This is a genomic window from Bradyrhizobium sp. USDA 4353 (assembly GCF_054063215.1).
In genome coordinates, this window is record NZ_JBSSGB010000001.1 from 2,571,422 (window position 1) to 2,595,611 (window position 24,190).

General features: G+C 64.7%; 23 protein-coding genes and 3 pseudogenes. 14 read left to right on the forward strand and 12 right to left on the reverse strand.

Annotation, left to right across the window (positions count from 1 at the left end):
- Nucleotides 1–15 precede the first annotated feature (15 nt).
- The 4 genes and pseudogenes from ACVILH_RS11495 (at nt 16) to ACVILH_RS11510 (ending at nt 4,046) form a co-directional block, all read left to right on the forward strand.
- Nucleotides 16–663 (forward strand): urease accessory protein UreE, encoded by a 648-nt coding sequence (locus tag ACVILH_RS11495; protein WP_456712992.1) that lies wholly within the window; start codon nt 16–18, stop codon nt 661–663.
- A complete protein-coding gene (locus tag ACVILH_RS11500; RefSeq protein WP_456716949.1) occupies nt 650–1,372 on the forward strand; it encodes an urease accessory protein UreF in 723 nt (240 codons plus the stop codon). Before ACVILH_RS11495 ends, ACVILH_RS11500 begins: the two co-directional genes overlap by 14 nt.
- A gap of 96 nt (nt 1,373–1,468) precedes the next feature.
- Nucleotides 1,469–2,092: an urease accessory protein UreG gene (gene ureG, locus ACVILH_RS11505; RefSeq protein WP_456712993.1), complete on the forward strand. Its 624-nt coding sequence runs from the start codon at nt 1,469–1,471 to the stop codon at nt 2,090–2,092.
- Nucleotides 2,093–2,389: 297 nt separating this feature from the next.
- A pseudogene (locus ACVILH_RS11510) lies at nt 2,390–4,046 on the forward strand (CHASE domain-containing protein).
- Nucleotides 4,047–4,153: 107 nt separating this feature from the next.
- Here ACVILH_RS11510 and ACVILH_RS11515 read toward each other — a convergent pair.
- Complete coding sequence (locus ACVILH_RS11515; RefSeq protein WP_006612137.1) at nt 4,154–4,702, reverse strand: sigma-70 family RNA polymerase sigma factor; 549 nt, start codon at nt 4,700–4,702, stop codon at nt 4,154–4,156.
- Nucleotides 4,703–4,939, reverse strand: coding sequence for a NepR family anti-sigma factor (locus ACVILH_RS11520; RefSeq protein ID WP_456712994.1), 237 nt, complete (start codon nt 4,937–4,939; stop codon nt 4,703–4,705).
- 196 nt (nt 4,940–5,135) lie between these two features.
- On the opposite strand from ACVILH_RS11520, the gene ACVILH_RS11525 reads away from it, so the two are divergent.
- Nucleotides 5,136–5,939 (forward strand): response regulator, encoded by an 804-nt coding sequence (locus tag ACVILH_RS11525; protein ID WP_456712995.1) that lies wholly within the window; start codon nt 5,136–5,138, stop codon nt 5,937–5,939.
- A 72-nt stretch (nt 5,940–6,011) separates the two neighbouring features.
- Here ACVILH_RS11525 and ACVILH_RS11530 read toward each other — a convergent pair whose 3' ends face one another.
- Nucleotides 6,012–6,464 carry an energy transducer TonB family protein gene (locus ACVILH_RS11530; RefSeq protein ID WP_456712996.1) on the reverse strand — a complete coding sequence of 151 codons (453 nt, stop codon included), beginning with the start codon at nt 6,462–6,464 and terminating at the stop codon, nt 6,012–6,014.
- Nucleotides 6,465–6,809: 345 nt separating this feature from the next.
- On the opposite strand from ACVILH_RS11530, the gene ACVILH_RS11535 reads away from it, so the two are divergent.
- Nucleotides 6,810–7,247 (forward strand): hypothetical protein, encoded by a 438-nt coding sequence (locus ACVILH_RS11535; RefSeq protein ID WP_456712997.1) that lies wholly within the window; start codon nt 6,810–6,812, stop codon nt 7,245–7,247.
- 57 nt (nt 7,248–7,304) lie between these two features.
- On the opposite strand, the gene ACVILH_RS11540 is transcribed toward ACVILH_RS11535, so the two are convergent.
- The 3 genes from ACVILH_RS11540 to ACVILH_RS11550 all read right to left on the reverse strand — a co-directional run bounded on the left by ACVILH_RS11540 (nt 7,305) and on the right by ACVILH_RS11550 (nt 9,418).
- The gene (locus tag ACVILH_RS11540; RefSeq protein WP_456712998.1) at nt 7,305–7,748 is read right to left on the reverse strand and encodes a hypothetical protein; all 444 of its coding nucleotides are present in this window, start codon (nt 7,746–7,748) and stop codon (nt 7,305–7,307) included.
- A gap of 97 nt (nt 7,749–7,845) precedes the next feature.
- Nucleotides 7,846–8,217 carry a DUF883 family protein gene (locus ACVILH_RS11545; RefSeq protein WP_456712999.1) on the reverse strand — a complete coding sequence of 124 codons (372 nt, stop codon included), beginning with the start codon at nt 8,215–8,217 and terminating at the stop codon, nt 7,846–7,848.
- An 82-nt stretch (nt 8,218–8,299) separates the two neighbouring features.
- Nucleotides 8,300–9,418: an AI-2E family transporter gene (locus ACVILH_RS11550; RefSeq protein WP_456716950.1), complete on the reverse strand. Its 1,119-nt coding sequence runs from the start codon at nt 9,416–9,418 to the stop codon at nt 8,300–8,302.
- Between the two features lie 235 nt (nt 9,419–9,653).
- On the opposite strand from ACVILH_RS11550, the gene ACVILH_RS11555 reads away from it, so the two are divergent.
- Nucleotides 9,654–10,409 (forward strand): L,D-transpeptidase, encoded by a 756-nt coding sequence (locus ACVILH_RS11555; RefSeq protein ID WP_456713000.1) that lies wholly within the window; start codon nt 9,654–9,656, stop codon nt 10,407–10,409.
- A gap of 15 nt (nt 10,410–10,424) precedes the next feature.
- Entirely contained in the window at nt 10,425–11,078 is a 654-nt protein-coding gene (locus ACVILH_RS11560) for a DUF2865 domain-containing protein (RefSeq protein ID WP_456716951.1), read from the forward strand.
- A 13-nt stretch (nt 11,079–11,091) separates the two neighbouring features.
- On the opposite strand, the gene ACVILH_RS11565 is transcribed toward ACVILH_RS11560, so the two are convergent.
- Together ACVILH_RS11565 and ACVILH_RS11570 are read right to left on the reverse strand one after the other, a co-directional pair.
- On the reverse strand, nt 11,092–13,185 hold the full coding sequence (locus tag ACVILH_RS11565; RefSeq protein WP_456713001.1) for a methyl-accepting chemotaxis protein: 2,094 nt from the start codon (nt 13,183–13,185) through the stop codon (nt 11,092–11,094).
- A 74-nt stretch (nt 13,186–13,259) separates the two neighbouring features.
- A complete protein-coding gene (locus ACVILH_RS11570) occupies nt 13,260–15,353 on the reverse strand; it encodes a methyl-accepting chemotaxis protein (RefSeq protein WP_456716952.1) in 2,094 nt (697 codons plus the stop codon).
- Between the two features lie 179 nt (nt 15,354–15,532).
- Between ACVILH_RS11570 and ACVILH_RS11575 the strand changes: the two genes are divergently transcribed.
- Nucleotides 15,533–15,688 carry a Thivi_2564 family membrane protein gene (locus tag ACVILH_RS11575; RefSeq protein ID WP_006612125.1) on the forward strand — a complete coding sequence of 52 codons (156 nt, stop codon included), beginning with the start codon at nt 15,533–15,535 and terminating at the stop codon, nt 15,686–15,688.
- A gap of 65 nt (nt 15,689–15,753) precedes the next feature.
- On the opposite strand, the pseudogene ACVILH_RS11580 reads toward ACVILH_RS11575, so the two are convergent.
- Nucleotides 15,754–17,917 (reverse strand): annotated as a pseudogene (locus ACVILH_RS11580) (malate synthase G).
- Nucleotides 17,918–19,187: 1,270 nt separating this feature from the next.
- Here ACVILH_RS11580 and ACVILH_RS11585 point away from each other — a divergent pair.
- From ACVILH_RS11585 to ACVILH_RS11605, 5 genes and pseudogenes are all read left to right on the forward strand, one after another.
- Nucleotides 19,188–20,156 (forward strand): IS110 family RNA-guided transposase, encoded by a 969-nt coding sequence (locus ACVILH_RS11585; RefSeq protein ID WP_456711844.1) that lies wholly within the window; start codon nt 19,188–19,190, stop codon nt 20,154–20,156.
- 335 nt (nt 20,157–20,491) lie between these two features.
- Nucleotides 20,492–20,850: pseudogene (locus ACVILH_RS11590) on the forward strand (type II toxin-antitoxin system RelE/ParE family toxin).
- Complete coding sequence (locus tag ACVILH_RS11595; protein WP_456713002.1) at nt 20,834–21,157, forward strand: helix-turn-helix domain-containing protein; 324 nt, start codon at nt 20,834–20,836, stop codon at nt 21,155–21,157. Before ACVILH_RS11590 ends, ACVILH_RS11595 begins: the two are co-directional and overlap by 17 nt.
- A 72-nt stretch (nt 21,158–21,229) precedes the next feature.
- Nucleotides 21,230–21,520 carry a hypothetical protein gene (locus tag ACVILH_RS11600; protein WP_456713003.1) on the forward strand — a complete coding sequence of 97 codons (291 nt, stop codon included), beginning with the start codon at nt 21,230–21,232 and terminating at the stop codon, nt 21,518–21,520.
- Nucleotides 21,521–21,610: 90 nt separating this feature from the next.
- Nucleotides 21,611–22,216 (forward strand): Uma2 family endonuclease, encoded by a 606-nt coding sequence (locus tag ACVILH_RS11605; RefSeq protein WP_456713004.1) that lies wholly within the window; start codon nt 21,611–21,613, stop codon nt 22,214–22,216.
- A gap of 122 nt (nt 22,217–22,338) precedes the next feature.
- On the opposite strand, the gene ACVILH_RS11610 is transcribed toward ACVILH_RS11605, so the two are convergent.
- The 3 genes from ACVILH_RS11610 to ACVILH_RS11620 form a co-directional block, all read right to left on the reverse strand.
- The gene (locus ACVILH_RS11610; RefSeq protein WP_456713005.1) at nt 22,339–22,689 is read right to left on the reverse strand and encodes a DUF1493 family protein; all 351 of its coding nucleotides are present in this window, start codon (nt 22,687–22,689) and stop codon (nt 22,339–22,341) included.
- Between the two features lie 30 nt (nt 22,690–22,719).
- Entirely contained in the window at nt 22,720–23,454 is a 735-nt protein-coding gene (locus ACVILH_RS11615; RefSeq protein ID WP_456713006.1) for a hypothetical protein, read from the reverse strand.
- A gap of 186 nt (nt 23,455–23,640) precedes the next feature.
- Complete coding sequence (locus ACVILH_RS11620) at nt 23,641–24,009, reverse strand: hypothetical protein (protein ID WP_456713007.1); 369 nt, start codon at nt 24,007–24,009, stop codon at nt 23,641–23,643.
- Nucleotides 24,010–24,190 lie beyond the last annotated feature (181 nt).

The window sequence follows — 24,190 nt, forward strand, 5'->3', positions numbered from 1 at the left end:
AATGAGGATATCAGCATGATCCGCGCCACGCGCGTGCTCGGGCAGCATCGTTGGAAAGAGGCGGCTGCCGATTCCGTCCTGCTCGATTTCGACGATCGTCACCGCCGCCGCATGGCGATGACGGGCACGCGCGGGCTCGAATTCCTGCTCGACCTCGAGCACGCCACCGCGCTGCGCGGTGGCGATGCCCTGGTGCTGGAGGACGGCCGGCTGATCGAGGTCGTCGCGGCGGCCGAGCCGCTGCTGGAGATCCGCGCCAGCGATCCGCAGCATCTGGTGCGGCTTGCCTGGCATCTCGGCAACCGGCATCTGCCGACGCAGCTCCTGGCCAAGAGCCTGCGCATCCGCCGCGATCATGTGATCGAGGCGATGGTGAAGGGTCTCGGCGCGCGCGTCATCGAGATCGAGGCGCCGTTCGATCCAGAGGGCGGCGCCTACGCCGAGCCAAGCCATGCTCATGATGATCATGATCATCATGGCCATGATCACCACGGTCATGATCACGATCATCATCATGGTCACGGCTCGCATGGTCACGCGCACCATGGTCACGGTCACGATCATGCGCATGATGATCACGTGCATGACGAGCACTGCGGCCATGACAATCACGATCACGGCCATCACGATCACGGCCATTCCCATGCTCATGACCACAAATGAGCGTGAAAGCTCCGGGGTCGCCATACGCGAACTGGAGCCCGCCGCGCTCTATCGGTTGATGACCTGGTTGTCGCCGGCCTTTCCGGTCGGCGGCTTTTCCTATTCCAGCGGCATCGAATGGGCTGTCGAGGCCGGCGACATCACCGACGCCGCCGCGTTGCGCGGCTGGTTGTCGACGATGCTGACGGATGGCGCTGGCTTCTGCGATGCCGTCTTCCTGGCGCACACGCATCGGGCGGCCGAGCAGGGCGATTTGGAAACGCTGCGTGACATCGCCGAGCTCGCTGCGGCCTTCGTGCCGTCACGCGAGCGTCAGCTCGAGACCACGGCGCAGGGGCGCGCCTTCATCGAGATCGCCCGCTCCGCCTGGAATTGCCCGGGTCTCGAAGATGCGGTGGCCGCATGTGACGCCATCGTCTACCCGGCCGCTGTCGGGCTGGTCGGCGCGCTTCATGATGTCCCGCTGATGCCTCTGTTGCACGGCTTCCTGCACGCGGTGACGTCGAACTGGATTTCCGCCGGCAGCCGGCTCGTGCCGTTGGGGCAGACCGACAGCCAGCGCGTGCTGGCGGCGCTGGAGCCGGTGGTGGCGGCGACTGCGCAGCGGTCGTTCGCTGCCTCGCTCGACGATCTCGGCAGCACGACATTTCGCGCCGATCTCGCCAGCCTGCGCCACGAGACGCAGTATACCCGGCTGTTCCGCTCGTGAGCCGTGCGTCCGTGCCGCGCGGTTTGAAGCCGGCGACATTCGTTTCATATCATCATCGTTCTCCGCATCAGCGGGGACGGCAGAAGGACAATTGACATGGCATCGTCTCACGGTCCGCTCCGCGTCGGAGTCGGCGGTCCCGTCGGCTCCGGCAAGACCGCGCTGATGGATCTGCTCTGCAAGTCGATGCGCGAGCGCTACGACATCGCCGCGATCACCAACGACATCTACACCAAGTGGGACGCCGAGTATCTCGTCCGCTCCGGCTCGCTGACGCCGGACCGCATTGCCGGCGTCGAGACCGGCGGCTGTCCGCACACCGCGATCCGCGAGGACGCCTCGATGAACCTCGCCGCCGTGGCCGACATGCGCGCCAAGTTTCCCGGCCTCGACCTGGTGCTGATCGAATCCGGCGGCGACAATCTGGCGGCGACCTTCTCGCCGGAGCTCGCGGACATCACGATCTACGTCATCGACGTCGCCGCCGGTGACAAGATCCCCTCCAAGGGGGGCCCGGGCATCACCCGCTCCGACCTGCTGGTGATCAACAAGATCGACCTGGCGCCGCATGTCGGCGCCTCGCTGGAGAAGATGGAGACGGATGCCAAGCGGATGCGCGGCGAGCGTCCCTTCGTCATGACCAATCTGAAGAAGAGCCAGGGCCTCGACCGCATCATCGGTTTCATCGAAGCCAAGGGCGGTCTGACGCCGCCGGCCTAACGCCCGGTCTGCACAGCCACTCGCATCGTTGCTGAATGTATCGGTGCGCAGGCCAGACGCAAAAAAGCCTCAGCCGGCGGAACAAATTGCGCGGTCGCGGGTTGCCTCAACCCGGGGTGCGCCTCGCCCGAGGTGCATGGCCGTTTGTCAGCCCGTATGTCAATTGGCCGGTATTAAGGGAGGCATTTATCGACTGGCCTCGATCACTTCCCGCAGGTGCGCGTTACTTGAGTTGCAGACCCGGTTATTGGATGCCTCGTTTTCTCCTCCGCCAACCCTTGACCTTAGAGTAAACGAGTGCTCCGGCTGGGTGTCATCATCGGTGTGATCGCGCTGCTCGGGACGGCGCTGTCCGGCTTGGCTGCCTATCGTGTCCACGACCAGGAGCTGACCATCGACCGGATTGCCCTGGCGCGGGCGATCGATGTCCATGCCAGCCTCGTCCAGGACCGGCTGACCGAGCGCGAGCTGCTGGCCAGGGTCGCCTCCGGGCTGTTTCGGGCCCCCTCGGTGATCAAGGCCAACATGCTGGAGCCGCTGCGGTCGTCGATCTATGCCTTCAAGACCGACTTCGTGGTGGCATCCTGGATTGCGCGGCTGCGCCCGGACGAGCTCCCCGTGGCGCAGGCCGAGCTGCGCCAGGCCGGCTTCCCCAACCCGACGATCCGCAATTACGACGACACGCCGCTGGGGCCGAACATCAATCGGCCGCTCGACGTCCTGATGGATCTCGAGCCACGCAATGCCGAGACGTCGCGACTCCCAGGGATGGCGCTCGACAGCCAGCCCATCGTCGGGCCGATGCTGGCGCGCCGCGATGGCGGAGGGCAAGCCGGTGGCGTCCGACCCCACTCCGCTGTTGCGGCTGGACGGTCCGATCGGGATCGTCCTGGCAGCTCCCGTCGTCCCGCAGGGCGCGACGGCGCCGGCAGGCTTCGTCACCTTCTCCTATGAGATCGGCCCGCTGCTGCTGACCAATGACGATCTCTCGCTGTTTTCAGTCGCGCTGAAGGACCCACGAAACGCCTCCGACGAGTTGGTCGCGAACGACCAGGGCGTGGTGACCAGCCGGACCCGAGGCCCTGACGATCCGTCGCCGTCCTCGACGCGCACCGTCGCCTTCGGCAACCATGATTGGTCGCTGGTCTACTACGCCAAGAGCAATGCGGTCCGGCGCGCGCAACAGACGGCGGTGATCGTCGGCATCATCGGGCTCGCGCTCACCGGCATCATCTGCGGCCTGTTCGGCTATGTCGCGTACAACAATCTGCGGCTCAGCCGCGAGATCCAGGTGCGCATCGGCTTCGAGCGCCGCCTGACGGCGGTCATCGATGAGTTGAACCACAGGGTCAAGAACATCCTGGCGGTGATCCAGTCGATCGTGACCCGCACGCTCCGGCATGGCAGCGACATCGATGTCGCGCGCGAGCTGCTGATCGGCCGCATTCATGCGATGTCGAATGTCGTCACGCTGCTGAGCGAGAGCCAGTGGCAGGGCGTCCAGCTGCGCGGCCTGTTCGAAGCCCGGGCCATTCCGCATGCCGAGCGCATCGCAGTCAGCGGCCCCGATATCACCGTGAGCGCGCGCGCGGCGCAGAGTCTGTCGCTGCTGTTCTTCGAGCTGGCGTCGCATTCCGACGAGGGTCTCTCGTTGGTCGGCAAGCACCCGCACATCACGGCGAAGTGGGAGGTCACGGGCGAGGAGCCGCACGCCGTGTTCAACTTCCGCTGGGAGGAGCGCAACACCAGCGAAGCCACGCGGCGTCCCGACAGCGATTTCGGCCTGATCCTGCTCGACCGCGTCGCGCCGGAGGCGCTGGGCGGCACGTCCAAGCGCTTTTTCACCGACGGTAGCTACGTGTATGAGCTGACGGCGCCGATGGAGACCGTCATCGACATGACCGAGCGCGACCGTACCGAGCAGTTCTCCGCGCCGGTCCGCCCGCCCAAATAGTTGTCCGATGCGTCAGCGACGTGCTGGCGCGTAGTCGAATGAGCAATGCAAAGAGGCGGCTCCCGGAACGGGGCCGCCTCTTCGTTTGCTTGGATGCGTGGGCGGCCTTAGCCGCCGCTGCCGCCGATCACGGCCCGAACCGTCTCATCGGGACCGAAATCCTCGGCCCCTTCGACGTAGAGCAGGGCTGCCAGCTTCGAGCGCGCGCGGTTGACGCGGCTCTTGATGGTGCCCACCGCGCAGCCGCAGATCGCGGCCGCGTCCTCGTAGGAGAAGCCGGATGCGCCGACCAGGATCAGCGCTTCGCGTTGGTCCTGAGGCAGCTTCTCGAGCGCGGCGCGGAACTCCTCGAACTCCAGATGCGCCCCTTGGGAGGGATGCGTCTTGAGCGTCTTGGCGTAGTTGCCTTCGGCGTCTTCAACTTCGCGCCGGCGTTTGCGGTAGTCGGAGCGGAACAGGTTGCGCAGAATCGTGAACAACCACGCCGGCAGATTGGAGCCCGGTTGAAACGAGTCGATATTCGCCAATGCCCGGAGCAGCGTCTCCTGCACCAAATCGTCGGCGCGATCGCTGTTACCACTCAAGGAAATCGCAAATGCGCGGAGGCTCGGGACGGCCGCGAGGATATCGTCCCGCAAGGAATCAGTGAGAGGCATTCACTCCCTCCCGTCATTTTGGTCGTTGGATCCCCCGCCATTCTCCACGTGGGACTGAGCTGTCGGCGCATCAAGCTTGCGGATCAAATCGGTAAACCGATCAGGCACGCCCTGACGCACGACATCGTCGTACATCGCGCGGAGTTGATGACCGATCCTCGATTGGATTTCCGCGTTAAGTCCGCCGGGCTTGCGCGGTGCCGCATTCTTGCTGGCTTGAGACTTTACATCTTTCATGACCTTTTCCACGTTTCCCCGAGAGTTAAGTCCCTGAAGCTTCAAGAATTATCCTCGCCATCGAGGGGGCCTGATCGGGAACTAATGCAACCGCACGATAAAAGTTCCACGCGATTGGGGAACTTTTCGTCGTTTCAGGCGTAATCAGCCCATCATGGAACCCGGGCCGAAGCCCAGATGACCAAATGGAGTGGGGATGAGCCGATCACAGCTAGTTGCTGAACATTTACCGCTGTTGCGCCGGTATGCGCGTGCTCTCACCGGTAGCCAGGGTTCCGGAGACGCCTATGTCGGCGCCATGCTGGAGGCTCTGATCCAGGATCCGGCGCTGCTGGATGAACGGTACGGTCCCCGCGCCGGCCTGTTCCGCCTGTTTACGCAGATTTGGAATTCGGTCGCGCTGAACGACGACGCCGAAGTGGCAACGCTGCCGATGCCGCCCGAGCGGCGCCTGTCCAACATCACTCCGCTACCGCGTCAGGCGTTCTTGTTGCTGTCGCTGGAAGGCTTCCCGGAAGAGGAGGTTGGGTTCATCCTCGACATCGACGTGGCGGAGACCCGCCGGCTGGCGGACGCCGCAGGCCGCGAGCTCGCCGCGGAGATCGCCACCGATGTGCTGATCATCGAGGACGAGACCTTCATCGCGATGGATCTCGAAAGCCTGGTCAAGAACCTCGGCCACAACGTCATCGGCGTCGCCCGCACGCATGCCGACGCGGTTGCTCTTGCCAAGAACAAGAAGCCCGGCCTGATCCTGGCCGACATTCAGCTCGCGGACGGCTCGTCCGGGCTGGACGCAGTCAACGAGCTGTTGCGCACCTTCGAGGTGCCGGTGGTCTTCATCACTGCCTATCCGGAGCGCTTCCTGACCGGTGAGCGGCCGGAGCCGGCGTTCCTGATCTCCAAGCCGTTCCAGCCCGCGATGGTGTCAGCGGTAGCGAGCCAAGCCCTGTTCTTCCAGCGCAATTCGCGCAACCGCATGCCGAAGCCCGCGGCCTGAGACGTTTCTGATTGACGCAGATTGATCGGCGCGCTCTCGATGGGCGCGCCGATTTTTTTGCGCCTATGCCGCTCAGCAGCCGCGGCAGATGCCGTTCAGCCGGGCCTTCAGCACGGTTTCGTTCAGGGTCATCTCGTCGAGCTGGATGCCCGATGTGTGCCGAGGGGTAAACACGATCGGCACCATGAACGTCAAATCGCCATCCGACAGCTCTGGAGGCGGTGGCGCGAAGGGCTGAGCACGTTCGATGAGGGCCAGCGCCTCCTGGTCCAGCGCCGGGTCGCCGGTGCTCTCGCTGAGAGCAGAGGAGAGCAGATGTCCGCTGCGGTCGATCCGGAAGACGACCTTCGCAGTTCCGCCCTCATCGGTGGCCTGGGGTGGGTAGCGGCGGTTCAGCTTCAGCCGGACGACGAGGCTCTTGATCCAATCGTCCTTGGCGCTGCCAGCCAGGGCAAGGGGCGAAATCAGCGTCACGAGGATCAACGACAGTCCGATACCCCTCAAGGCGCCCTTCAGGCTCGCCATCCGCATTCCATCCTCACCGCGCTGCCATCGTTGGGGCCGCACAGGAGGAGATATATCGCTGGAACGATCGAGGGGGAACAGCTGCCCGTATGGGGCGGCCAGAAAAGGATGCGGGGCACCGCCGGCATCACCACGGCGGTGCCCCGCGTCGCCGGTCAATGGGGCAGGGGGAATAACCGGCTGCCGAGATGACGCGCGAGCCAAAAAGTCGTTCCCACCAAGCCAAGATTTTTTTCGCGAGCGTCGCTGTCTTAAGACACGGTTAAGTGATTTGCCCGTCCCAGAACCCACTTCCTGCGACTTACGTTGAGATGCCGATCGCCCGCGGGCGAGGGGAGCAGAGACATGTCGCAGACCGGAAAAGTGGTGGTGTTGGGCTCGCTCGCAGCGTCCGTGATGCTGGTGGGTGCGATGCAGCTTGCCTCAGGGCACGATCTTGCATCGAGCTTTCAGACGCAGGCATCCGCGTCGGAGCAGCTCGTCGCGACGGCAGGCAATGTCAACCGCGAGGCCAAATCCGATCGGGCGCCGCTGGTCTCCGCAGCCACGGAAACGCGCACCGTCTCGATCAAGCTTGGCGCCTTTGCCGACACCACCTTCCTGATGAGGCTTCCGGTGCAAGCCCCGGCCTCGAATGCGGGGCAGGCGACGGCGCCGCAAGGCTCCCAGATCATCAGCACGGAGAATGAGCGTCGCGCGGTGAAGCCGATCGCGTGCGAGCCCTCCGTGTCCGTCCTGACCGAGATCGCCAAGCGCCTCCAGCCTGGCCGCTGCGTGACCTGATAGGTCTCGCTGCAGGCTGCGAGACAGGTTCAATTTCTCACAGCGACACGTGCCCGACTACTCAGCCGCTTCGGCGTTGCTCGTCATCTGCCCGCGGGCGAGCAGGCCGAGTGCCAGTCCTCCAATGGCGAGAATCGGCACCAGCCGTTTGACGCCGATCATTCGGGCGACCTGAAGGCCGCTTGCCAACAGCATCGGATCTGCAAGGAGAGACTGAGTGGCGGAGCGAGTGGCCTCTGCCGCTCGTGCCGCACGGCTCGCAACTGCCCGCTTACGTGCCATATAGCTGGCCGCCGCAAGCAGCGTGGCGACGAAGAAGATCGCTGCGCCCGTGAGACAAGCGGCGACGAGGCCGTAACGCTGAAAAACCGCGACGAAGGCCGCGGCACACAGGAAGCAGGTGGTGACGAACAATCCGACGGCCGCGGCCAATGCCAGGCTCGTCAATCGGACGGTATGACCGGTCGATTCCTGGAATTCCGCAATCATGCGCTGAAGCATCTTTGATCTCTCTGATAGTCGTCAACCGCAATCCGACAAGCTCAATCGGCGCCGACATGGCGCCGATCAATCATGGCCTCAAATGCGCGCGGCGGGCCTAGCGCTTCCAGGCGACGCCGATCAGGAAGCCAAGGCCGAGCGCAAGGCCGACGGTCGCTAGCGGGCGCTGCGCGATCACGTCCTCCAGGCGCTCCTCCATCGAATGGGCCGCGTCCTGAGCCGCGCCCAGCATCGCGCCGCCGCGCTCCGACATGTCGTCGAAGGTCTGATCCATGTTGTCGCGGGCCTGGCGATAACCGCTACGCGCCTGCTTGCTGGCCTGACCGGCGAAGGCGTTGAGCGCGTCGGTGATCTGTTCGGTGAGAGCTGCGATATCGTTCTTCACGGCGTGGACATCCTTCTGCAGGCGTTCATAGTTGGCTTTGTCGGCGAGATCTCTCATCGCGGCCTCACCATCGGTCGGCGGCATTGGCAGGGCTCCCGGAGCAAGGTGATGTGCGTCTGCTCGACAAACGCGAGGCGCCGAGGGAAGTTCCTTGAATGAAACCGAATTAGTCCGCCGGCAGTTGCGGCGAAGTGTCCGGCAGCAGATGCTCCTTCAAGATCAGGCCGACGATCAGCAGCGGCGAGGCGAGGAAAGCGCCCATGGGACCCCACAGCCACGTCCAGAACGCCAGCGCGATGAACACGGCCAGCGCGTTCAGCGCGAGCCGTCTGCCGATGATCAGCGGCGTGACGAAGTGGCCTTCCATGAAGGTGATCACCGCGAAGATGGCGGGTGCAGCCATGCCGCCGCTCAAGGTCGGAAACGCGATCGCGCCGACCAGAAGCAGCACGACGAACATCGCGATCGGTCCGATGATCGGGATGAAGTTGAGCGTCGCGGCGAGCGCGCCGAGGCCCGCAGGGTTCGGCATGCCCGTGAGCGCGCAGGTGAGGCCGGTTGCGATGCCGACGCCGGTGTTGATCAGCGTGACGGTCAGCAGGTAGTTGCCGAGATGCAGCTCGAGCTCGTTCAGGATGCGCAGCGTCCGCAGCCGCGCCTCATGATCGCCGAAAGTCATGATCAGCGCGCGTCGCAGGTCGCGCCAGCTCGCGATGAACAGGACCAGGGTTGCGAAGAACAGCATGAATTCGGTGAAGGTCGGGGTAAGAAATTCGAGCGTCGGCTGCACCCAATCTAACTTCGGAAGCGCGAAGGAGGCCGAACTGGACACGCTGCCGCCGCCGATCGCCGTCTGCATGTCGTGCCAGAGCGCGAGCGGCCGGTCGAACACGTGCAGCTTGGCCTTGAGCTGGGTCGCGAGCTCCGGAAGCCGATTGGTCCAGTCGAGCACCGGGGCCGAGATCAGCCCGATGATGAAGGCGAGTCCTGCCGCCACCGCGATCACGATCAGGACCGCGCCGACGCCGCGCGGCACCCGATAGCGCTCCAGGAAATTGGCCGCCGGTGACAGCATGGTGCCGACGACGAACGCCATCACGATGGGAAGGAAGAAGCCTCTCGCGACATAGAGCACGCCGGTCACGCAGATGGCGGCGAGAATGACCAGCGCGATCGCAACCACCTCGGCGCGCTTGATGATGGGAGGTTGTTCGTTGTGACTCTCGCCGAGGGCAGAGCCGTCGTGGCCGCTCTCGAGAAGCCGCTCGGTGGGAAGTACACGCACCATGATTTCCCCCGAACGAATTGACGCGCGTCTCCCCGCGTTCGTGACGTTTTCCTGCGCGCGTCCAACGTCCCAGCACGATCTCGGTTCCGTCGCACGAACGTGAGCGCGGACGCGCTTGACTGACGCAAGGCGGCCACATCGAAGCCGGAACCGCGGCGACCTCTCTCGCGTTTGAAGGGCCAACTACGCATCTACGCATCGCGCCGCGATGCTCGTCAGACAGGGGGATCTCATGACAAAGCTCGTCTCCGCTCAGAACGGTCTGTTGCAGCGGACTGCATCGATGATGGCCGTCGCCGCCGCGCTCGTGCTGGCTCCGGGCATCGGCTCGGCGCACGCGCAAAGCCTGGGATATGCACCACTCGAGCAGCAGGTGTTTCCGCCGGATGATGAGGCGACCGCACCGGCCGTTGCGCAGGACGAAGACAGGCAGCTGCCGGATCGGCTGCGCCGCACCATCGTCAATCTCGACACCCGCGAGGCGCCGGGCACGATCATCATCGATACCGGCCATACCTATCTTTACTACGTGCTCGGCGGTGGCCGTGCGCTGCGCTATGGCGTCGGCGTCGGCCGCGAAGGCTTCACCTGGGCCGGCGTGCAGACGGTGAGCCGCAAGGCCGAGTGGCCGGACTGGCATCCGCCGGCGCAGATGATCGCGCGCCAGCCCTATTTGCCGCGTTTCATGGCCGGCGGCCCCGGCAACCCGCTCGGCGCGCGCGCGATGTATCTCGGCTCCAGCGAGTACCGCATTCACGGCACCAACGATCCCAGCACGATCGGCAAGTTCGTGTCGTCGGGCTGCATCCGCCTGACCAATGAGGACGTCTCCGACCTGTTCAGCCGTGTGCAGGTCGGCACCAAGGTCGTGGTGCTGCCGAAGGGCGGGTCGCTGCAGGCCCGCACCAGCCCGGAGCGAGCGCCGCGCGTCACCTCGCTGCCGTCCGGGCGGCAGGCGATGTCGCTGCCCGTCGCTGCCGTCAACTGATCGAGGGCCGAGATGATGACCAGCCGACGGATCCTCGTTGCGATCGCGATGGCGACCGCTGCCGGCGCGATGGCGGGCCCGACTGCCGCAGGTGCGCAGGACTTCTTCTCCGCGCTGTTCGGCGGCTTCAATGCGCCACAGCGGCAGCAGCCCTACATCCGCATGCCGTTCGCCGACGAGGCCCCCGCGCCCCGCTCTGCTCCGCGCGGCGACGTCACCTATCGCGGCGGCGGCAGCAGCAGCGTCGCCTGGTGCGTCCGCACCTGCGACGGGCGCTACTTCCCGCTTGGCGCCACCGGCGACCAGAGCAAGGAAGCGGCGTGCAACAGCTTCTGCCCGGCGTCCAAGACCGAGGTCGTCTATGGCAGCTCGATCGACAATGCCGAGACCGACGGCGGCAAGGCGTACTCGGCGCTGCCCAACGCGTTCAAATATCGCACCGAGATCGTCGACAACTGCACCTGCAATGGCAAGGACCATTTCGGTCTCGCCAAGGTGTCGATCGACAACGACCCGACCTTGCGCAAGGGCGATGTCGTGGCCAGCGATGACGGCCTCAAGGTCGCCAACCGCACCGGCTCCGGCAAGCGCGCCGAGCTCAACTTCTCGCCGGCTCCGGCAGCGCTGCGTGCGAAATACGAGCGCGCGCCGGTGTTGGCGTCGGAGTGATGCCGCGCAGCGCTCAAGCCGCGCGGATCTTGCTGAGGAAGTCCGTGACCTGATGGCCGAGGCTCCTGCTCTGGTGCTCCAGCGTCTCCGAGGCGTTGCGCACATTCTCCGCCGCCGCTGCTGCGGCGTCGGCGTCCGACTTCACGCCGGTGATGTTGTCCGAGACGTTCTTGGTGCCGTCGGCCGCAAACTGCGTGCTGCGTGAAATCTCCTGCGTGGCCGCGCCTTGCTCCTGCACGGCGGCAGCGATCGCGGTGGCGACCTCGTTGACCTCGCCGATGATGCCGCCGATGCGCTGGATCGCGTCGATCGCATCATTGGCGACGCGCTGGATGTCGGCGATCTGCTCCGAAATCTCGTCGGTCGCTTTCGCCGTCTGGCTCGCCAAGGTCTTCACTTCGGAGGCGACGACGGCAAAGCCCTTGCCGGCCTCGCCTGCGCGGGCCGCCTCGATCGTCGCATTCAGCGCCAGCAGGTTGGTCTGCGAGGCGATGCTGTTGATCAGGCCGACGACCTCGCCGATGCGATTGGCCGATTGCGACAGGCCCTGCACGGTGCCGTCGGTCATGCGCGCCTGCTCGACGGCGCGACTGGCAATGCCGGCGGCGTGCGAGGCCTGCTTGGAGATGTCGGCGATCGAGGCGTTGAGCTCCTCCGCGGCGGAGGCGACCGTCTGCACGCTCATCGAGGCGTCATTCGAGGCCTTGGATGCGACTTCGGCGCGGGAATTTGTCTGGCGCGACACGTTGGTCAGGCCCGCCGACGTGGCTTGCATGTCAGTCGAGGCGCGCCCGAGCTGGTCGAGCGAGTCGCGCACCAGCCCTTCGAACTCCGCGACATAGGATTCGATCGCGCGCTGCCGCGTTGCGGTGGCAGCGTTGCGCTCGCGCTCCTGGGCCTCGATCGCGAGCTTGTCCCGGGCCTGCTGCTTGAATGTCTCAAGTGCGTTGGCGAGCGCCCCGATCTCGTCCTGGCGCTGCGCATAGCCGGTGCTGACGGCGAGATCGCCGGAGGCGACCTTCAGCATGGCGTCGCGCATAATGTGGAGCGGGACGATCACGTGGCGGCTGATCGCCATGATGGCGCCGATCGTGGCGATCGTGGCCAGAATGAGCAGCGAGGATTGCAGCAGCAGCGAGCGAAGAGCCGCCGCGTTCTGCGTGCTGGCCTGCTGCTTGGCTGCATCGAGCGCCGCCTCCGCAACCGTGATCGCGGTGGCCATGCGGCCGACGGCCAACGGGCTCCATTGCGTGGTGGTGATCTCCGGCTTCTCGCCCTTGGCGACCGCCGCAACGAGCCGGTCCGCGAGCCCGACATATTGTTGGTCGAAATATGCGGTTTGTGCCGCCTTGAGAGCCGTCGAGATCGCGGGCGGCAGCTCCATGCCCGCGGTGGAGAGCTGCAGCGCCGTCCAGCTCGCCTCGGCCCCACCCATCAGCTTCGCATAGGTGACCTGGTTCTCCGGCGAGATGCTTCCGGAATTGATCGCATTGCCGACCACCGTCGAGGCCTCGCCGGCGACGCTGCGCAGCAGCCAGGCATACTGCTTGATCGAGAGCAGCTGGTCGATGGCGGCGTCCTGATGATTGACGCTCGTGACCAGCGCCGTGCTGATCTTGTCGAGCGTCGTCAGCAGCGCGCTGACCGTCTGCACATAATTGTCGGCGAGCGCCAGGCGGCGCTGGGATTTCGGCTTGGCGATCTCGGTCCAGAACTCGGTCTGGTAGGCCAGGAGGGTCTTCTCCAGGCGCTCGAGCTCCGGCACGAGCGACTGGCTCTGCGCGAAGTCGATGCTCGGCAGCAGCTCGCGGGCGCGCGCCAAGGCCGGCATCTCGGTCTCCCGCAAGGTGCGCAGGTATTTCTCGGCGGCCGGCTCCATCGGCTGCTCGGCGTTGATCACGCGGGGCGTCGTCGACCGGTCGCTGCGCAGGCTGGTCATCGCGGTGAACAAGAACGCGGAGGCGTCAGTGACCTTGACGATGTGACCGGTGACCTGCAGCCGCCGCCAGGAGTCCCACGAATTCCAGCCAAAGCTGCCGATGATGATCAGCGCAGCGATCGTGATGACGGTCTTGAGCAGCGCGGCTACGGTGAAGCGGCTAAGCATGGGTCTCTCGAATCGATCGGGTCTTCCCTAGAAGTAGTTGGTAAGAAGTTAAATCCGAGTGATCTCCAGCCGCCTCAGGCCGCGCGGATCTTGCCGAGGAAGTCCGTGACCTGATGGCCGAGGCTCCTGCTCTGGTGCTCCAGCGTCTCCGAGGCGTTGCGCACATTCTCGGCTGCGGCCGCCGCGGCATCGGCGTCCGACTTCACGCCGGTGATGTTGTCGGAGACGTTCTTGGTGCCGTCGGCCGCAAACTGCGTGCTGCGTGAAATCTCCTGCGTGGCCGCGCCCTGCTCCTGCACGGCGGCGGCGATCGCGGTGGCGACCTCATTGACCTCGCCGATGATGCCGCCGATGCGCTGGATCGCATCGATCGCGTCATTGGCGACGCGCTGGATGTCGGCGATCTGCTCCGAGATCTCGTCGGTTGCCTTCGCCGTCTGGCTCGCCAAGGTCTTCACCTCGGAGGCGACGACGGCAAAGCCCTTGCCGGCCTCGCCGGCGCGGGCCGCCTCGATCGTCGCATTCAGCGCCAGCAGGTTGGTCTGCGACGCGATGCTGTTGATCAGGCCGACGACCTCGCCGATGCGGTTGGCCGACTGCGACAGCCCCTGAACAGTGCCGTCGGTCATGCGCGCCTGCTCGACGGCGCGGCTGGCAATGCCGGCGGCGTGCGAGGCCTGCTTGGAGATGTCGGCGATCGAGGCGTTCAGCTCCTCCGCGGCCGAGGCGACGGTCTGCACGCTCATCGAGGCATCGTTGGAGGCCTTCGACGCAACCTCGGCCCGGGAATTCGTCTGCCGCGAGACGTTGGTCAGGCCAGCCGACGTCGCCTGCATGTCGGTGGAGGCGCGGCCGAGCTGCTCCAGCGAGTCGCGCACCAGCCCCTCGAACTCCGCGACATAGGATTCGATCGCGCGCTGTCGCGCCGCGGTGGCGGCGTTGCGCTCGCGCTCCTGGGCCTCGATGGCGAGCTTGTCCTGCGCCTGCTGCTTGAATGTCGCGAGCGCGTTGGCGAGCGCCCCGATCTCGTCCTCGCGCTGGGTGTAACCGGTGTCGACGCTCAGGTCCCCGCCAGCGACCGCGAGCATCGCGTCACGCATCCGGTTCAGCGGCCGGATCACCCGGCCGTTCACCGCGGCCATCGCCGCGCCGCTGAGGACGACGGCGGCAAGCAGCAGCACGAGCTGAAGGACCAGCGCCTCCATGGCGGTGCGCTGCTGATTGCTGGAATGCTCCTTGGCGGCATCGAGGGCCGCCTCGGCCAGCACGACCGCGCTCGTCATCTTGTTCACCGAGAACGGGCTCCACTGATAGGGAGTCATCTCGGGCGTCTGATTTGTCTGCAGCGCCGCCAGCAGCCGTTCGCGCAAGCCGGCATATTCGGCCGTGAAATAGGCATTCTCCGTGCTCGCGATTGCGGCAGACAATGCCGGCGGCGCGTCCATGCCGGAGGTGGCGAGCTGCACGGCCTTCCATGCGGCGTCGATGCCTCCCACCAGCTTGTTGTAGGCCAGCACGGCTTCCGGCGATACCTTGCCCGCCGTCAAGCCGTTGCTGATGATCAGCGAGGCTTCGCCTGCGGTGTTGCGCATCAGCCAGGCCATCTGCTTGATCATCAGCAACTGATCGACGGTCGCGCTCTGGTGATTGACGCTGGCGGCGATATTGCCGGAGATCCTGTCGAGCAACGCCAGCAGCGCATCGAACGTCTCGCCATATTCTTTCGGCAAGCCGGGCCGGCGCGCCGCTTTCGGCTTGACGATGTCGGTCCAGAACTCGGCATGCTCGGCCGTGATGGTCTTGTTGAGCCGCTCGAGATCGGCAATCGATGCAGGGGCCTGCGCGAACTCCATCTCCTTCAAAAGATCCAGGCTCCGATTGAGCGCCGGCATGTAGATGTCACGCGCTCCGCGGACGAACTTCTCGGTATCCGCATCCATCGCCTTGTCCGCGTTCAGAACACGGACCGTGGTGGAGCGGTCGCTGCGCATGCTGTTCATCGCCTTGAACATGACGCCCGAGACCTCAGCCACCCGCGCGATTCGTTGCGCGGACTGCAGCCGGTTCCAGGAGCTCCAGGCGTTGAATGAAAAGAGCGCGACGACGGCGAGCGCGGCCGTGACGATCACGGTTTTCAACAGCGAGGAAATGGTCAGACGGTTCAGCATGGCGATCTCGTGAGTCTCTGAAAGCTCAAGGATTTTCCGGGCCAACGGTAAACAATCGAGCGCGCCTTCGATCAGTAGAACTACGGAGCAAACAGGTTCCGTCCCCGGAACCAACTCTGCTGCTCCGGGTTAGATGCGCAACGCCAGCGCATTCCACATATCGCAAGAGGGGTCCCGCCATGATCGTCAGTGCTCTCGTCACCTTCCTCGTCGTCATCCTGATCCTCTATCTGATCAACCTGCTGCCGCTCGACGGCCGGGCCAAGCAGATCTGCCGGGTGATCGTCATCGTCCTCGGCGTGATCTCGCTGCTGAAATACATCGCGGTGGTGTAGTCGGGTTTTATGTTACCTCCCGCTGATCAAAAAAAGCCCCGGGCGGATGCCGGGGCTTTTCGTCGTCAGGCCTTCGCTTTGGCCTCGCGCCGCCGCGCGGTGAGGATGTATTCGGTGTAGCCGTTCGGCTGGGTGCGGCCTTCGAACACGAGATCGCAGGCGGCCTTGAAGGCGACGCCGTCGAATGACGGCGCCATCGGCCGATACAGCGGGTCGCCCGGCGTTCTGCTTGTCGACCACGACAGCCATGCGCTTCAGCGAGTCCATCACCTGATCCTTGCTGACCACGCCATGGTGCAGCCAGTTGGCGAGATGCTGGCTGGAGATCCGCAAGGTCGCGCGGTCCTCCATCAGGCCGACGTCGTGAATGTCCGGCACCTTGGAGCAGCCGACGCCCTGGTCGATCCAGCGAACGACGTAGCCCAGAATGCCCTGGCAGTTGTTGTCGATCTCCTGGCGGACGTCGTCCGGCGCCCAGTTCGAGTTCGACACCGGGATGGTGAGGATGTCGCCAAGCTTGGCGCGCGGACCGCCCTTGGCGAGCTCGTCCTGGCGGACCTTCACGTTGACCTGGTGATAGTGCAGGGCGTGCAGGGTGGCTGCGGTCGGCGACGGCACCCAGGCGGTGGTGGCGCCCGCCTGCGGGTGGCCGATCTTCTGCGCCAGCATGTCCGCCATCTTGTCCGGCGCCGCCCACATGCCCTTGCCGATCTGGGCGTGGCCGGGAAGGCCGTCGATCAGGCCCATGTCGACGTTCCAGTCCTCGTAGGCCTTGATCCAGGGCTGCGCCTTCATCTCGTTCTTGCGGATCATCGGCCCCGCTTCCATCGAGGTGTGGATCTCGTCGCCGGTGCGGTCGAGGAAGCCGGTGTTGATGAACACGATGCGCTTCGACGCCTGCTGGATGCAGGCCTTGAGGTTGACCGTGGTGCGGCGCTCCTCGTCCATGATGCCGACCTTCATGGAATTCTCCGGCAGGCCGAGCAGCTTCTCGACGCGGGCGAACAGCTCGACCGTCAGCGCGACCTCATCCGGGCCGTGCATCTTCGGCTTGACGATGTAGATCGAGCCGGTGCGGCTGTTCTTGACCTTGGAGTTGCCCTTGAGGTCGTGGATCGCGAGCAGGCCGGTGACGGCGGCGTCGAGAATGCCTTCGGGAATTTCCTCGCCGTCGGCGCCGAGCACGGCGTCGGTGAACATGTGGTGCCCGCAGTTGCGGATCAGCAGCAGGCTGCGGCCGTGCAAAGTGAGCGTGCCGCCTGACGGCGTCGTGTAGCTGCGGTCGCTATTCAGGGCGCGCGTGAGCGTCTTGCCGCCCTTCTCGAAATCCGCCGAGAGCGTGCCATTCATCAGGCCGAGCGTGTTGCGATAGACCAGCACCTTGTCCTCGGCATCGACGGCGGCGACAGAGTCCTCCATGTCGAGGATGGTCGAGACCGCGGCCTCCAGGATCATGTCGGACACGCCGGCCGGATCATCCTTGCCGATGACATGGCTGCGGTCGATCACGACCTCGATGTGCAGGCCGTTATTGGCGAGCAGGATGACGGACGGCGCCTCGGCCGAGCCCTGGTAGCCGGCGAGCTGGTCGGCGTTCTTCAGCGCGGTGGCGTTGCCGCTCTTCAGCTTGGCCGAGAGCTGGCCGGCGATCACGCTGTAGGCGATGACGTCGGTGTGGCTGCCGGTGGCGAGCGGCGCGGCGGCGTCGAGGAAGGCCTTGGCCTTGGCGATCACCTTGTCGCCCCTGGCCTTGTTGTAGCCCTTGCCACCTTCGCTCGGATCATGCGGGATCGCGTCGGTGCCGTAGAAAGCGTCGTACAGCGAGCCCCAGCGGGCGTTCGCCGCGTTCAGCGCGTAGCGCGCGTTGGTCAGCGGCACCACGAGCTGGGGACCGCAGATCTCGCCGATTTCCTCATCGACATTGGCGGTCTCGACCTTGTGGGTCGCGGGCTCCGGCAGGAGGTAGCCGATCTCCTTCAGGAACGCCGTGTAGGCGCCGAGGTCGAAGGCCTTGCCCTTGTTGGCGAGGTGCCAGGCGTCGATCTTGTCCTGCAGGGCATCGCGGAATTTGAGCAGCTCGCGATTGCGGGGCGCGAGATCCTTCAGGATCGCGGCCAGCCCGGCCCAGAACGCGTCCGGATCAATTCCCGTCTTGGGCGCCGCCTCCTTGGCGATGAAGTCGAACAGAACCGGGGCGATCTTCAGTCCATGGGCGTCGATACGGGTCATGATGAGACGTTTCTCTCGGGTCAAAGCGACGTTGCGCGTGTCTTGGGCATGCTGAAATGGCCGCCTCAGCGGGCGGCGTGTGCAGTGCATTTAACGCCAAAGCGGGGGCCAAGGAAGGGGGGAGGGGGTATGGCAGATGGTCGGGGGTGGAACGCACGGAGGGCAGCCTGGTCTCTCGTTCTGCCGCGCTGCCACCCTCGCCTGGAGGGGGACGGTCGCCTCGCACCGAGCGAAGCGAGAGGCGAGGCGGGGGTGGGGTGATCTCTCCACACGCACCGGCGCCCTGGCTCCACCCCACCCCGGCGCGCCTCGCTCCCGCGACGCGCGCCGACCCTCCCCCTCCAGGGGAGGGTGACAGCAGGCGCCTTGCCTCGCATGAAGCCTTTCCGTACCCAACGTTCCGGCGTGCTCCTCCGGTGAGCCCGTGTGCTGGTTGAGGTCTGTCGTCACGGAAGACTCGCGCGCGACGAACTCATCGGAGACCTGTTCTCGGCTGCTGGTATCAACGACGTGGCCCTCGTCCGCGAAAGCGGGTGATCCAGTACGCCGCGGCTTCTCGGGAACTCGCGGGCGTCTCTGAATACTGGATCGCCCGGTCGGAGCCGGGCGATGACGGCTGTGGGCTGGATGGCGCGCCCCGGCTCCCGGAGGTCGTAACTCATCGCGATCATCGCTCATGCGCAAATATTCTCGCGGCGCATATTTGCGTCCGAGCTTTGCTCTTGGCCGCCTCTCAACAACGAGAGGCGCAGGGAAGGCCGGGTGCAGGCTGCACCCATGGCCCGCCTGCAGAAAAAAAGCAGGCGGCAGTCACCACAGGTACGAGCCGGACATCCGGCCTTCCCTGCGCGATGGCTTTACGGTTGCTCCGTGGTCTCCCCGGTGCCCGGGCTTTATGGTCACCGTTGCCGAGCGCAACGCGTTTGGCGTCGTCGCCGGCGTGGCATCAGCGTCGGGATGCCAGAACCCCACGGCTTGGCCGTGCGCCCCGGGACTGTCCGCCAGCATGATCGCTCACGCCGCAGCCCAAGACGCCCACCGCATCCCGCACCCGACGTCCGTGACGGTCGCGAAACGCCCCTTGTGTTCAGAAATTCTGTCAGAATGTGCGAACGGGCGGTTCTCGCAAAACCGCCCGTCGCTGGATCTGAGCCCGTAACGCCCCAAACGCGGCAGAGCCTGTATCAGAGCGAGGGACAGCTCCGGTGATCTTCCTCAACCCGAACAGTTGCAAGGGCTTCGAGCCCATACAAGGCAAGGAAGGGAGTGGATGATGACACAGATCGCAAATGGTGTCGCTGGTATCGATGTGGCCAAGGACAAGGTGGACGGCTGCATTCGGAAACTCGGAGTACGGCAGACATTCCCGAGCAGTTCGCTTGGGCATCGCCAGTTGGTGGCCTTGCTTCGCAAGCACAAGGTGACCAAGGCCGTCATGGAGGCCAGCGGCGGCTATGAGCGCGAATGGGCCAAGGCGCTGCGCGAGGCCGGGATAGAGGTGCGGATCGTTGATCCCAAACGGGTTCGCAGCTTCGCCTTGTCGGCGGGTCGACTGGCGAAGAACGACACGATAGACGCAGAGATGATCGCCTGGTTCGCCGAGACGTTCGACGAGGCACCGAGCCAGATCTACGATGCTGCACGCGAGGAACTGGCGGGGCTGGTGAAAGCGCGCAAGAATCTGATGGATCTGAAAACCCGTTTGCAGAACCAGACCGAGCATGTTGTGCCGGGATTGGCGCAGAAGGCCCATTCCCAGGTGTTGAAGACGCTCGCGGCTCAGATTGCGAAGCTCGAGGCTGCGATCTTCGCCAGGGTCAAGGCGACGCCGGAATTTGCCGAGCGCGCCGAGATCATTGAAAGTGTGCCGGGGCTTGCCGTCATGACCTCCGCGCTCCTCATCGCAGGAGCGCCGGAACTCGGCAAGGTGAGTGATAGGATCGCCGCTGCCCTGATCGGTGTTGCCCCTTACGACGACGACAGCGGCAAGCGCCGAGGCGAGCGCCACATCAAGGGAGGTCGGCGCTGGGTGAGAAACGGCCTGTTCCTTCCCTGCCTCGGAGCAGCGACGCAGCATAATCCGGTGCTCAAGACCTACTATGAACACCTCATCGCCAAGGGCAAAGAGCCGAAAGTTGCCCTCATCGCCTGTATGCGCAAGCTGATCATCATCCTCAACACGATGATCGCCCGCGGCGAAAAATGGAATCCCAAGCAGCCGCGCGTTGCGATGAGCTGATCGAGCGCCACATGCGCTCGGTTCACGACCGAGCGCATGCCAAGCCAACAGGACGGCGAGCGGACGGGGTCAAGGCCTTCAGCCGCCGAAGGCGGGGGCGCGTCTCGCGCCAGCCTTGAGGCCGGCCGTTCGCCGGCCTACCTCAAAAGCACAGTTGCTCGTGTGGGACGGGATGGCGAGAAATATACATGATTTCGGAAAAAGTGAAAGAAGAATAATTTTGCGCCTGCGACTGGACAGGGCCAATCAGGTTGGTACGGTTCGCAAATTCCATTTTCCGGAAGAATGCGATTATTGAATTTTGTAGCACCTGGTGCTACCTTGGTTCGCCTGCGATGCGCGTTTTCAAGACCGCGTGGTTTGCGAAGGCAGCGCGCAAGGCGCGCATCAAGGATGCCGAGCTTGCGAGGCCATCCGCGAGGTCGTGATCGGGCAGGCAGACGACCTCGGAGGAGGCGTTTTCAAGAAGCGCCTGAACAAGAACATGTACCGGAGCATCATCCTGGCAAAAAGTGGTCGCAACTGGATCTACGCGTACCTTTTCGCCAAGAAGGACAGGGCGAACATTGATGATGACGAGTTGGACGATTTCCGGCTGCTCGCGAAGGGCTATGCATCCACGGACGATGTACAATGTGCAAAGCTGTTAGCTGGCGGGGATTTGGTGGAGATCTGCCGTGAAGAAGAAAAATAGGTTCAAGTCGGATCTCTCGGAGGCGCTGCATTCGTCCGCAACGGCGCTTCACAAGGTCGGTGTGCTCGACAAGGCGACCATGAGGGATTTCGATGCTCGCCATCTGACTGCTATGGACGAGATGAAACCGGCTCAGATCAAAATGATCCGGGAAGCCAACAAGGTCAGCCAGCCCGTGTTCGCCCGATACCTCAATACGAGTGAGAGCACGGTCGAAAAATGGGAGAGTGGCGCCAAGCGGCCGAGCGGCATGGCGCTCAAGCTGCTGACCGTCGTTCAGAAACATGGGTTGAAGATTCTCGGATGATTGCGTGTCGGGCTGAGCCGCCCAGCGGAGCATGCCAAATTCGTATGGAGCAACGAAATAGATTCGGGCACGATGCATGCGGCGCTGAAGGAGCTTCTGGCGCTTGGTCCCCTACCGGCTTCGGCCGCGGCGGATATAGCAACGCTTGAGAGGATCGAGACGTTGTTGGAGGAGATCCAGCGGCCCGTCTGCGATAACGATGCGAAAGCCTTGGTCAACCTGTTCGGACCGGACGATTGCTTCGGCTTGGCTTGGACGCTTGTACACCGGATCGAGACCGCCCCGGGCTGGCCAATCGAGCATGCCCTTCAGGGGCGGTCCGGGATGTGGATCGAGATATTGAAGGCCAGATCGTCCGTTTGATGGAGTTGGACGTCATGCCGATGTCGTCCGCCCTGGGTGACTCCCGTTGAGAATGCATGTTAGCGTTGACTAAAGATCGGATGCTCGTCGATGCAGATTGCCGCTCATGACCGTGCAGGCCGGATGTCAGCCTCGGAGTTTCGCAGCTTCCAGGCGCGGCGGCGGGATCATGAGCGCTGGGAGCTGGTCGGGGGTGTGGCCATGATGATGACCCCGCCGACCATCGCGCATAACCGGATCGCCAGCAATCTCGAACGCCTGCTCAATGACGCGCTCGCGCGCCATGCTCCGGCAGGGCTGGCCGCGCAACGGCCCGGGCTCGATCTCGGCACGGGTGATTTCAGGCCTGAGCCGGACGTCGGCGTCATCGATGCCGATTATGATCCCGGCCAGCGTTTCGTCGACAAAGCTTATCTGCTTGCGGAGGTGATCTCCGATACCGACGAGGTGATGGTCCCCGGCACCGACCGGCGCTGGATCGAGGTCAAGCGCGAACTGTACCGCGCGCATCCGCATTGCCTCGCGGTGCTCGTCATCGCCCAGGACCGGATGGAGGTTGCGGTCGATCTCAAAGTCGAGGGCAGCTGGACCTCGGCCCTTCTGAACGATGGCGAGGCCAGGCTGTCATTGCACGATTGCGGCATCGACTGCCGCGTCGTCGGTCTCTACGAACGAACTCCGGTGCCGCGCAATTAGTTTGTAGTCCGTAGGGCGGGCAAAGCAGAGCCCGCGCATCGCGCGGGACCGGCGTGCCCAACGCCGGCTTGTTCGGTGTGAAACGGTGGGCACGCGCCGCCTTCGGCCTCGCTTTGCCCACCCTACGTGATGTCGCAATACGGCGCCGTTGTCCCGCTCGGCCAGCGCTTCTGCCTGGCGGCGTCGATGAGCGTTCCCGCCGTCAATGGCTGCGGCGGATGACGAAAGCGAAGAGCGGTCAGGATGAGGCCGATCAACGAAAAGCCCTCCGGGCCGAAATGACGGTCGAACTTGAAGCCGGACAGGTCGACTTCGAAGGCGCGCTGAAACGCTATCATGAATTCCTCTGCGTCGTAGCCATCGACGCCGAGGGCGATGTCGGTCTGTTCGAACAGTTCGACCTGCGCTCCTGTCTGCTGGGCGACGAAACGCAGAACGCGTTGACGAAGCGGGTCTGAGATCGGCGCAGTCATCTCATCTCCGATCTGGCCGGATCTCCACAGCTACAGCGCCCCCGATGTCACCAAGCCAAACTTCAGCCAGGCCGAGGGCGGCACGTCGGTCGGGCGTTTGCGGTCGGCCCAGTTGCGGTCGACGATGTCCAGGATGCCGGGGTCGATGCCCATCTCGCGCAGATAGAGTCGGGCCTGCCCGCTGTAATAGGTGGTGAGGCCGGCGCGGTGCTCGGCGGAGACGTTGGGGGCGAGCCGGTTGCGGATCTCCATGCCGACGAGCTCGACACTCGCGTCCGGCGGCAGGCTGCGGTGGACGCCGCCGGCCAGCATCAGAAAGCAGGACGTCTCGCACAGCACGCGCGAGGTATCGAGCGTCGCATCGAAGGGACCGCCCGCGCGCTTCAGCGCCAGACAGTCGGTCTGCGACTTGTCGCGGCAGGCGTCCACCTGGGTGCGGCCGACGCCGGCATCGATGCCGCGATCGCGCAGGATACGGCCCATGCTGACGGCGCTGTTGAGATCGGCGTCTCCGCGGGACTGGATGATCACGGGAAGCTTGCGGCCGGACTGACGGTCGAGGATTGCGATCAGGCGCTTGAACGTATCGAACCGGATCGTGCCTTCGGCGGCGATCCAGTCGGCGCAGCCGGGGCCGCAGGCGTCGCGCGGACCATGCGCGACGTAGAAGATCATCGCGTCGGGCAGCGCGCCGAACTCGGCGATCGGCGCCGGTGGCGTGGTCGACGGCTGGGCCCTTGATGGGCCGGCAATGACCGTCGTCATCGCGACGATCAACATTGTTCGAAACAGTCTCGCAGCCATCGGTCTTGCTCCCCCAGCATCCCGGCTTTGATTGTCACCGCGAGGACGTGGTTGTGCAAGGGTTGGCATGCACGTGTTCGAAGGAGGCAGACATGCGAGTGGCGGACGACAGTTTGTCGTCCGCCACCGCCGTCGCCCTCAACGTCCTTACTGATAACGCCCATTCGCGCGGGCGTTGTCATACTTCACGCGGGCGCGCTGCTCGGGGGTGACGCAGGTGGTGTCGCCGTCGAACGCTTCGCGCCAGACGTAGCCCTGGCGGCAGGTCTTGGAGCCATAGGTGCGGTCGGTGGCGCTGATGCGGTTGCCGGCCTGGCGGTTGTCGAGCGCGGCGCGGGCGCGCTGGTCCGGCGTCACGCAGGTGTGGTCGCCGGGATAGGCCTCGCGCCAGACATAGCCGACCTTGCAGGTGTCGGGGCCGTAGGCGCCGCCGGCCTGGGCCTGCGACACCGCGCCGAGGCCGGAGATGATCATGGACAGAGCGAAGCCGAGGGTGGTGAGGGTGGAGCGCGACATGGTGATCTCCTTGGATGTTGGTATGAGGTGTGGCCGATGGCCGGCGTGTGATGAGGTCTCCGTCGCGATCCGCATCGGACCTGGCGGCGGTGATCGGCTGCTGTGTAGGAGCTCGCGCCGAGGACCACCGTGACGGCGGTCACCCAATCGCTGTCCGCCATCCGCAATCGCGACACACCTG